Origin of the sequence: Paraburkholderia sediminicola (genome assembly GCF_046027825.1) — a bacterium.
Classification (GTDB): domain Bacteria; phylum Pseudomonadota; class Gammaproteobacteria; order Burkholderiales; family Burkholderiaceae; genus Paraburkholderia; species Paraburkholderia sediminicola_D.
The window spans coordinates 1-9,208 of the sequence record NZ_JAQQDU010000165.1 but is presented as its reverse complement, the minus strand read 5'-3'; the positions used below and the strand labels follow the sequence as shown (position 1 = coordinate 9,208).

The 9,208-nt window shown below is 58.5% G+C and carries 8 protein-coding genes; all 8 read right to left on the bottom strand.

What is annotated here, in order from left to right:
* Window positions 1-450: 450 nt before the first annotated feature.
* Complete coding sequence (locus tag PQQ96_RS40630; protein ID WP_408302839.1) at window positions 451-678, bottom strand: helix-turn-helix domain-containing protein; 228 nt, start codon at window positions 676-678, stop codon at window positions 451-453.
* 1,966 nt (window positions 679-2,644) lie between these two features.
* Entirely contained in the window at window positions 2,645-2,926 is a 282-nt protein-coding gene (locus PQQ96_RS40625) for a hypothetical protein (RefSeq protein ID WP_408302838.1), read from the bottom strand.
* A gap of 160 nt (window positions 2,927-3,086) precedes the next feature.
* Window positions 3,087-5,468: a phage/plasmid primase, P4 family gene (locus tag PQQ96_RS40620; RefSeq protein ID WP_408302836.1), complete on the bottom strand. Its 2,382-nt coding sequence runs from the start codon at window positions 5,466-5,468 to the stop codon at window positions 3,087-3,089.
* Window positions 5,465-5,794, bottom strand: a complete 330-nt coding sequence (locus tag PQQ96_RS40615; RefSeq protein ID WP_408302834.1) for a hypothetical protein — start codon at window positions 5,792-5,794, stop codon at window positions 5,465-5,467. The genes PQQ96_RS40620 and PQQ96_RS40615 overlap by 4 nt, the downstream gene beginning before the upstream one ends.
* Window positions 5,791-6,000, bottom strand: a complete 210-nt coding sequence (locus PQQ96_RS40610; RefSeq protein ID WP_201084600.1) for a helix-turn-helix domain-containing protein — start codon at window positions 5,998-6,000, stop codon at window positions 5,791-5,793. The genes PQQ96_RS40615 and PQQ96_RS40610 overlap by 4 nt, the downstream gene beginning before the upstream one ends.
* Before the next feature lie 158 nt (window positions 6,001-6,158).
* Window positions 6,159-6,860, bottom strand: a complete 702-nt coding sequence (locus PQQ96_RS40605; RefSeq protein WP_408302832.1) for a hypothetical protein — start codon at window positions 6,858-6,860, stop codon at window positions 6,159-6,161.
* A gap of 97 nt (window positions 6,861-6,957) precedes the next feature.
* Entirely contained in the window at window positions 6,958-8,373 is a 1,416-nt protein-coding gene (locus tag PQQ96_RS40600; RefSeq protein WP_408302830.1) for a tyrosine-type recombinase/integrase, read from the bottom strand.
* A 282-nt stretch (window positions 8,374-8,655) separates the two neighbouring features.
* Window positions 8,656-9,039: a DUF427 domain-containing protein gene (locus tag PQQ96_RS40595; protein ID WP_408302828.1), complete on the bottom strand. Its 384-nt coding sequence runs from the start codon at window positions 9,037-9,039 to the stop codon at window positions 8,656-8,658.
* Between the last annotated feature and the right edge of the window lie 169 nt (window positions 9,040-9,208).

Sequence of the window (9,208 nt, the reverse complement as noted above, 5' to 3'; positions counted from 1 at the left end):
GTGTGTGAAAACGCGTTCTGAATGAGGCATGCTAGAAAATCGACCCTTCAGGTCGTGCTATGTCGGCTTCGCGGCACTTCGGGAAGGACAAAGCGACACCCGAAAACCGAATAGTTTTGTGTTTTCAGACATCCTCGGTCGATTTCTGCTTCTCGCCGTATCGACCGCCGTTTCGCCAATAGATCACAACGCCTGATGTGCAAGCTCTCAGTGACAACTGTGTCTCTTCAGTACTCCGCCTGAGGCGGTACCCAATAGCGGTGATCCCAGTTGCCTTCGCCTACCGACAGGCACGCCGACCTGCCTTTTCGCCGTTCCTTCCCGAAACAATATCTCCGCTGAATGCAGGATGTGCGCGTGACACAGCAGCCGACCGACCGTGGCTACCATCGACCTCCTAGAACAACTGGCCAACTGGGTGAAAGACCGGTTGCTCGTCCATCTCCGGCGCTAACTGAGGTTTTCGAGAACGCTCGCCGGGCTAACCCCCAGAATTCGGGCAAGTTCCAGAAATTCGATCACGTCGAGCCGACGTTCACCGATCTCAATTTTTGCAATGTACGACTGCGGGCGTCTGAGGCGCGACGCCAATTCCGCTTGACTGAGCCCGTTCGCTTTCCTTGCCGCGATGAGGCGATCAAGTACCGCACGGTACTGCGGAGTATTTGTAGATTTCACCAAGGCTGACCAGGGAACCGGGAGCCTTGATTAAGTAAACCTGTTTTAGGATAATCCCAAAATAGGATTAACAGGCTGCGATCAGAGGCTGGATCATCCCGGGTCCGGACTGTCCCTGCTCACTGCCGGCTAGTCGTGAAAGCTCAACCCACAGGAACGAGGGTTTGCCAAAGGGAAAGATCCGACAAATCCTCATCGTGTACACGAAAAGCCAGCGACGGCGACGCCTCCAAGGCGGGCAGTGTTAAAGCAACCCTGATTGCCTCGCTCTTCCGCTCATGACACCGGCCGCATGTGCGCAGTTCTTTGAGTCGGGAACCTGATGCGGATGCATTCTCGATGGAACGGGTGGTCTGCAGAATGACTATGCCGCCTCGACCGCCATGAAGCACCGCGCCCAAGACTTCCTTAGCAGGAAGGATGGATACCGTCATGCGCACGTGGAAGGCCGGAAAGCCCAGTCACACTCTCGAAGAGATGCAAGCACTTGCCACGCAGCATGGGGGCAAATGTCTCTCAACTAAGTATGTGCACGGTCGCGATCATTTGCGCTGGCGCTGCCAGATGGGGCATCAATGGCCAGCATCGGGCGAGTCTGTCGTCGCGGGACATTGGTGCCCGCGATGTGCAGTTGAGCGTAATAGCAAGGCGCGGCGTCTCGGCATTGAGGTATGCGTGGAAATGGCGAGTGCGCATGGCGGCCGTTGCTTGTCCGAAAAATACACAAACGGCAAAACCCCGCTCTGGTGGGAATGCGCGCAGGGGCACCAGTGGCCGTCAAGACCGGAGAATATCCGTCAGGGACACTGGTGCGCTGTCTGCGCAAACGAAAGGAAGAGCCGCGACAACACGAACCTGAGCATCAAAGTCATGCAGCGCTTGGCGGCGCGCAACGGGGGGAAATGCATTTCCACCGCTTACCGCAATGTTTACCACGCGTTGGAATGGGAGTGTGCACGCGGACATCAATGGCCAAGTGCACCTGCTAACATCATCGCGGGTTGCTGGTGCCCTGAGTGCGCCTTGTCGCGGAGTGAACGTGTCTGCAGGGTAGTATTCGAAAGTATCTTCCGCGCCTCATTCCCCCGGAGCCGCCCCGAATGGCTGCTGGGACGGCAAGGCGTGCCGCTTGAACTGGATGGCTACTGTGCGGGGCTCAAGTTAGCGTTTGAGTATCAGGGTGCGCAACATTTCACAGAGGTCAAGCAGTTCAGGATTAACCAGCAACGACTCGCGGCATTGCAGGATCGCGATGAGATCAAACGTGCTCGATGCCGTGAGCACGGTGTCACACTGATCGAAATTCCATATACCATTTCCAACGACAAGATCGAGCGTCATATCCGCGCTGAACTGAAACGGCTGGGCATTGCGCCCGGAAAGTGGAGCGGGCAGCCAACTATCGACCTGAACCAGCTTGCGATTGTGGCCGATGACCGCTTGACCCGATGCCAGGAGACGGCGCGCGAGCGTGGCGGTGTCTGCCTGAGTCGTCGGTATCTTGGACAGGACTTTCGGCTAAGGTGGCGATGTCATGTGGGCCATGAATGGGAGATGAGCCCAAGAATCTGCCGGCGAGGCGGCTGGTGCGCCAAGTGCCGCAAGGCCACACAGGCGACGTTTCACCGGACAGAGACACTGGCGAAGATCCGGCGCCATGTTGAGGCCACTGGCGGAAAGCTCATTTCCAAGACATTTGTAGGCCAGAACGAACCACTTCAATTGCTTTGCGCTACGGGCCATCGATGGTCTACGTCCTGGGCGAGCCTTCGGCATGGTGTCCGATGCAGTGTTTGCCGAAGGTCGGCATACCGATCGAGAAACTCCGTAGTCACGCCGGTGCATAGCTGAAACGAACGGTTTCCCGTCGGTCTAATCGGAAACGGCTGTCTGAACCGCAGGAAAGCAACGGCATTGGCTGCCACACGACATTAGGCGCTTTTAGATTGCACCGGCTCCCTCAAAGCTAAGGCTTCGTGCAAGCCAGTGCCGGTGGCACCCAGTAGCGATGATACTGGCCCCGTGAACCCCATCGGCGCTTACGCTGCCAGCCCAACTCCAGCAGTACTGGGCTGATGTATTTTCCCTGCGTGCCGAGCGCCTTCTCAAACTCGATCATAGAAAACGGGCGACTTCGTACGATTTCCGGCAGCGAGCCGTACCATGCCTGAAACTGCTGCTGGAGTGGCGCCTTTCCCGGAAAATTGGCCTCCACGATGCGATTCAGTTGCTTGATGTATGCACTCATAGCTGATCCTCGGTGGTGGTTAGTATTCCTACGTTATATAAGATGATCATTACCGGACGATCTGGATGTTTTTTGGTCATTTCTGGAAAGTCTTCTATGACAAAGAGAAAGAAGAATGTTCCCCAATATGCTCAAATCGTCCGGATCGTCCGGGGTCTGCTCAGAACTGACGCGCTGCTGCTTTCTTGCCCTCGTCATTCAGGGCAATGTCGCACGCGCACTTGGTATTGGTCGCGCCTCCCTTGATCAGTTGGACACCGCGCTCCGCCAAGCGCCGACCAAATGCAGCACGCGTCATCGGATTCTTCCAACCGGCATCACGAGCCCAAGTCTGATAAGCCCTGTAGAGATCGGCGGTCGGCGTGACTGCCCCTGGCGCTTGCTGCACATGGTCATCCATCCACTGCTTAAGGATGTCCATATCTGAACGATAAGCTGCGACAGCCTGCCGGACGACCGCCGGTGGGTTCAGCCCTTGTTGTTGCCAGTCGCGCAACCCGGCCAGCGCCCAGTTCAACACCCCCGAACCCTCCGCGCGCAATTTCTCGATCAGATCTTCATCACACTCATCATCGGTGATCGTCTCCATGAACGGAATCAAGAGCAGGCGACGCCACATTCCGAAGTCGCTCCCTGAAATGAGAGGCTTGTGATTACCCGTGATCATCAGCTTGTGAGTAGCCTGCCAGCTCGCATACAGCCCGTAGGGATTGCGGGCCTGCATGGTGTCTCCGCCCGTCATAGCCTTAATTGCCGCCTCGGCAAACTTGGCGCCTTCCTCCAATTCTGACGCGAGTGCAAGACGCCGCCCCTGTAGCAGCATCAAGTCCGGGCGGGATGCACCCGGATCGCTCTTCTCCATCATCAGGGTGGACGTCGGCAAAGGGCCGGCGTAATCCCCCAGAAGCCACTGCAGCAGTTCCGCGAAGGTGGTTTTCCCGTTCCGCCCCAGCCCGTAAAGGAATAGGAAGCACTGTTCGCTGGTCTGCCCGGTCAACACGTAACCCGCCCAGCGGCGCAGAAACGGACGCAAGGCTGGCGCCCCGCGCGTAATGCGCTTGATGAATTTACGAAAGGTCAGTGGGGTTGCGTCCGGACGGAACTCTACCGGGCAGCGTTTGGTGACGCGCAAAGAGGGCGACGGTGCAAGCAGCGTACCGGTGCGCAGATCGAGGATACCGTTTTGCACACCGAGCAACATCGGATCGTTGTCAAGTTCGCGCAACTGGACAGTCATGCCGGGCTCCGACTTCGCGAGCTCGATCATGCCCCGGATCTTCGGCAGCGTGCTGCTGCGTTCTGCGTGCTCCACGAGGCGTCGGTATTTGGTGTCGCGCGGCGCAGCCTGCCATTGCTCCTCGGCGGTTTGCGCCATTGCGTCGATAGCGGCCTTCGCGGCGCGGTCAGCTTCGCCAGGCGGAGCCGCAGTCCATCCACACCCGGTCTTAAAGGTCAGCATTTTGCCGGTCTCGTGCACGAACAGATACGTATCGCGGTAGCGGTGGGCAAAAAACCGACCATTCAGCACGTCTCCTGCGCCGGGACGCGCGTTCTCGCTCATCAAACCCGAGCCGCACGGCTCAACCCAGCCCGACTCTCGTGCGATGTGCACGAGTGTTCCGAACTGCACGCCGCCACCAGGCTTGAACGATTGAAACGTCCTGTCGAACGCCTCAGCGTCGAACCTCTGGGGCGCCGTCTGGCTCCATTCCCGCACAAGTGCTTCTGCACAACTCCAGCCGGTCGAGGCGACCGCCCACAGCACATTGCGCCATTGGTCACGGCCGCAGTCGGCAGAAATCGCAGCAAGCATCGACTTGACGCGTTCGATCTGCTCCGCACATTCCACCGGCAATACAGTGTCAGCGGGAACAGCCACATTCCGGGGAGTTGCAGGCGCCGCCAATTCGTGGGCTAACTTGCGCGCGAGGCTGATGAGGTAGTCGGGATCGAGCAACCCACCTTCGTTCCTGTCAAAGAAGGCGTCCTCCTTTGACTCCTCTGGGCAGCTCGGCAGATAATACAGGCGGGAAGCGTCACGGCAGGCGGTATCGCAATGGCCGCCCAACAGGATGTTCAAACCCTGCCACGCCTCCGGCCACTCGTCAGGCGCGCACGGCCGCGCCAATGGAAACACGATCCGGTACTTGACGACACCGCGATGCGGCTCGTGCCAGTGCGACGAGTGTGCGGCCCACGTATATTCTTGGATGCCGGCACGAATTTGGTCCAGCTGCGGTGCACGCTTCGTAACCTCCAACACGCGTCCGCTGGCCTTGTCCTTCACGCCCTCCGTATCGATGTCAGCGACCGCCATATGGATAGCGAGCACGTTGCTCTTTGCGCGTGTGGCGCCACGCTTCATCTCAACGGGAGCGAACGCATACCCCGACTTTTCCGACCGGATATGGCGCGCGCTCAGCAGGGCAACCACCTGCTCCCACGTCCCCGCTTTCTGCTTGCCAACATTGGCCTTTTCGCTGGTGTATGCCATGAGCGAGTATTCGGTTGGGCTAACCTGAGCATCAACAAAGTCCGTCATGCTGCGCCCTCTTGAGTCAACAGAAAGTTGCGGAGGAACGCGACCGCCCATGCCGGATCGGGCAGGTCAAAGCCGAGTTTTGAGCGATGACACAGCCACTCGAAGAAGACGCCTGCTGGCGTGCTGAGTTCAATACGCCATGTGAGACCCGTTTCACGGCAAAAGCTGACGCTGACACCGTCGAATCCCTCGTCAACGAGTGTGCAAAAGATGTCGTGCAAGCGGCCGTTAAGGACAATGTGATCGATGATGCGCGGCGCGCGACCGTCCCCCGTCCGGATAATCGGAACAGGCGTCGGCGATTTGATGCCATCGGGAGTATTCATTGGGCCACCTCCCCGCGCAGCAGTGCGACGAGGTCGGTGACACGCCATGCCAAACGGCCATTGATGCGGACGGGGCGAATCGGGCCATTCTCCAGGCAGGCCCATTTGCGCAGTGTCTGCGGCTTGCGATTGATTGCGGCGGCGGCCTCATCCGTCGACAAAACCTCCGGGAGGGCGCAGCGATAAGGCAAATTGTGAGGATTCATGGGTCAACGCTCATTTTTTCGCCGTGCTGGGCGGCGCATGAGCCGCTGATAACGTGCCGAATTCGCTATCAACGCCCCAGCATTCCGCCGCGCTCGGCTTCAGGTCTCGGCGTTGATAAGGTATGAAATAGCTGGAAATTTTGCGATAGGAGCGTCGCTTATCGTTCGCTATCGAGCGCTACCGCGCGTTGTCGACGACGGAGTCGAGCTCGCAACGCGTTCTTTGTGAGATAGACCACCGTATTGTTGTCATCCGTGTAGCACAAGTTGCCGTTTGACACTTGCCCCGTAAACGGCGCTTCGCCGTTCAATGCCATGTTCTTAAGCGCCAGGAAGACGGCGGCCGTATCCTTGCTCCCCGTTATTCCGGTCGCCTTTTCGATAGCTGGGTCCAAGATATTCCTGCGGATCTTGAAACTGCTATTAATTGCCACAGGTATAGGCTGGCTGGCCCCGGCGGTCGACTCGTCAGACAACGGTGCGGCGAGGACGGTCGCCAACGCCGCAAGCTCGGGCGGGAATTCGTCCAATTTCATTACCCAAACCGCCCACGTGGCAAAATCGGATAGATAGATTTCCCGGCAGCCCGGTGAACTCGTGACCGCCGAAGGGCGACGAAAATGCGCCGTGTTTTTACTATGTGCAGCCAGCAGGCGCAGGCGCCTGTCAAAGTTTTCTTTGCTCACAGCCGTGGGAAAGAAGAACGGATCGAAGCTTGGCAAGCTATGCGAGCCGGTGTAAAAATTGCCGTATTGGTCCAGCCGTACGGAATCAGGATCGATCCCGATCGACAGCGCGCAAGCCTGCCACTCCTCAACAATTTCGAGTCCTAACCAAAGAGACCAGTCAATAGTGCTCATTCACACGCCTTCATGTGCGGCCTTCAAAATGGGGCGACCAGACGGTCGGGTGAAGGTTTCCCGATTTTTGGCCCGTCGGCCTAGTCTGGCGCTTTATTTAATTAGGTAAGCTTATCACCCGGATAGCCGGCACAGTCGGCTCAAATTTCATGCTCGCTTGCTCCAGCATCCACGTTTCAATCTTGTCGTGCCACATGCGCAGCAAGTCGAGCGGGCGGCGGCGGTAATGCTTTTCGGCAATCGCGGACGGCTTGTGCCCTTGGATTTGGGCCACGACTCCCACAGGTACCTCGCACCACTCGGCCAGCGTGCCGAATGAGCGGCGCAGGCCGTGCAAGCTCACATGAGGCAGGCCCGCATCAGCGAGTGCCTGATTGTGTGCATATCGCGGCTCGGCAATCTTGCCGTCAGCGGCGGTCTTGCTGGCGAACACCCAAGGCGACGGCTGCCATTCTTCTCCGCGCTGTTTGAGGCGGCGCAGTTGGCGGATATTGGGCGGCGTGTCGTTGATACGCCTCAGGTCCAGCAGCAGGGACGCCAAAAAAGGCGGAAGCGGAATCGTTCGACCGCTCTCGGTTTCCACCTTGTCGGAAATGTGCAGACTGCGCCAGCGAAAGTCCACGTCGTCCCACTTAAGCGCGGCCAGTTCTTCGCGGCGTGCGCCAGTAATCAAAAGCCCTTGCAGGTACGCACTGATAACCGGGTTCTGGATCTTGCGCACAGCATCAAACCACGCCGCTAGCTGCTCGCGCTGCAAACAGTCGTCCTTTGCGTTGGTGCGCGGCACCGCGTCACGGACTGAGCGCGCGTTATAGACGTTCTGTGCGGCAATGCCGGAATACTCTGGTCGGTCGTCACACCAGCGAATGAATGCCCGCAGCTTGCGATAAGACTGCTCGGCGTTGGTCGGACGGTCTTGCCCCTCGGCTTCAAGCCATGCAGCTATCGTGTCGGCGGTCAGGCTCGATAGCTTCAACGACATAAGGGGCGCAAGCGGCCCCCGCACCGTCAACCCGGTCCCACGTAGTTTCTTCGCGCCGCCAGCATGAGCCAGATTTTCATGATCCTTATAGTGGCGCTCGCTCCACTTGGCCCGGCTCGCGTCAAGATATGCTCGCCATGCTTCGCTTACAGTCGCGTCCTGACGGAGCGATTCGAGCTTGCGGGCCTCATGGGCGGCGCGCTGCTCTGACTTTTCTTCGCGTGGGTCTATGTCTCTGTCTAGGAGAGCCTTGAGCCGCGCAGCCTCTTGCCGCGCGCCAAGGCGCTCTATCTTCTTGCCGGTCGGGTCGGTCGTGACGTACGACTCAAGCGGCCACGCATCAGGTGCCCCGATCGTGATGCGCAACGTCTTGCCGAACAAGCGGCCCTCCTGGACGTACGCCTTTCGCCCGGATGCCGTCACGCGAAGCCCCAGCCCTTGCTGCTTCCGGTCCCAAAAGATGGTTTGTTGCCGCCCGGGATCGCACTGGTAGCCTGCCACCCGCTCAGGCGTGAAGTTCTCTTTTTTCATCAGATTTCCTACGTGGCGTGCCGTGTAGGCACTGTGTAGGCAAATCATACGGCAATCAATCAATTTTTATCAACGCGGAAGAACGCCGGTATTTGGCTTAATGGCTTATCTGGCATGGTTTTCAGGCTTTTTAATGAAAACTGATCAACGCCGATAAATGGAATTTTGTTCGGCCTTCTAAGCCGAGGGTGGGGGGTTCGAGTCCCTCCTGCCGTACCAACTCTTCAAATGTCTGGCGCCGCGCATCGAAGCTTCACCGCTGCGATGCGCGATCGGGTCCGTTTACCCTTCCGGCCGCACCTCGATGGAATCGACCCGGTTCGGATAGAACGCCAGATGCTGAGCGATCTCTTTCACAGGCGCATAGGGCGACTCGTAGGTCCAGACGGCATTCACGGCCTTCTCGCCGCCAATCGGAATGCTGTAGTACGCGCAATCGCCTTTGTACGGGCAATAGGTAGCGTGATCGGTGCGTTCCAGCAGGGCCATCTCGACATCGGTGCGCGGTATGTAATACACCGCCGGATACGACGCCTCACGCAGCACCAGCGCATTGCGTGTATCGGCGATCACGCGGCCGGCTACCGTGACCACCACGCGGGCGTTCTCCGGCTCGACCGTGATCGGATGATCGGGGCCTGGGACCTTGATGGTTTTTTCAGTCATGCTGTCGAACTCCTGAATGAGTAGGCAGGTCTGCAACACACTGCCAGGTTTTTCGAGCCGCCGTCGGCGAGAACAATGATCGCGTCCTGCGTCGAAGCATACGCCGCTCATGACAACACGTTGTGTCACCGCCTGAGGCTTTCGCGAGTTTCCCGAGTCGTTGGCTAGG

What these genes read in the sequence shown, in the direction of transcription:
- PQQ96_RS40625 (WP_408302838.1), bottom strand. Translation starts at nt 2,926, where the DNA reads ATGAGTGCATACATCAAGCAACTGAATCGCATCGTGGAGGCCAATTTT.
- PQQ96_RS40620 (WP_408302836.1), bottom strand. Translation starts at nt 5,468, where the DNA reads ATGACGGACTTTGTTGATGCTCAGGTTAGCCCAACCGAATACTCGCTC.
- PQQ96_RS40615 (WP_408302834.1), bottom strand. Translation starts at nt 5,794, where the DNA reads ATGAATACTCCCGATGGCATCAAATCGCCGACGCCTGTTCCGATTATC.
- PQQ96_RS40610 (WP_201084600.1), bottom strand. Translation starts at nt 6,000, where the DNA reads ATGAATCCTCACAATTTGCCTTATCGCTGCGCCCTCCCGGAGGTTTTG.
- PQQ96_RS40605 (WP_408302832.1), bottom strand. Translation starts at nt 6,860, where the DNA reads ATGAGCACTATTGACTGGTCTCTTTGGTTAGGACTCGAAATTGTTGAG.
- PQQ96_RS40600 (WP_408302830.1), bottom strand. Translation starts at nt 8,373, where the DNA reads ATGAAAAAAGAGAACTTCACGCCTGAGCGGGTGGCAGGCTACCAGTGC.
- PQQ96_RS40595 (WP_408302828.1), bottom strand. Translation starts at nt 9,039, where the DNA reads ATGACTGAAAAAACCATCAAGGTCCCAGGCCCCGATCATCCGATCACG.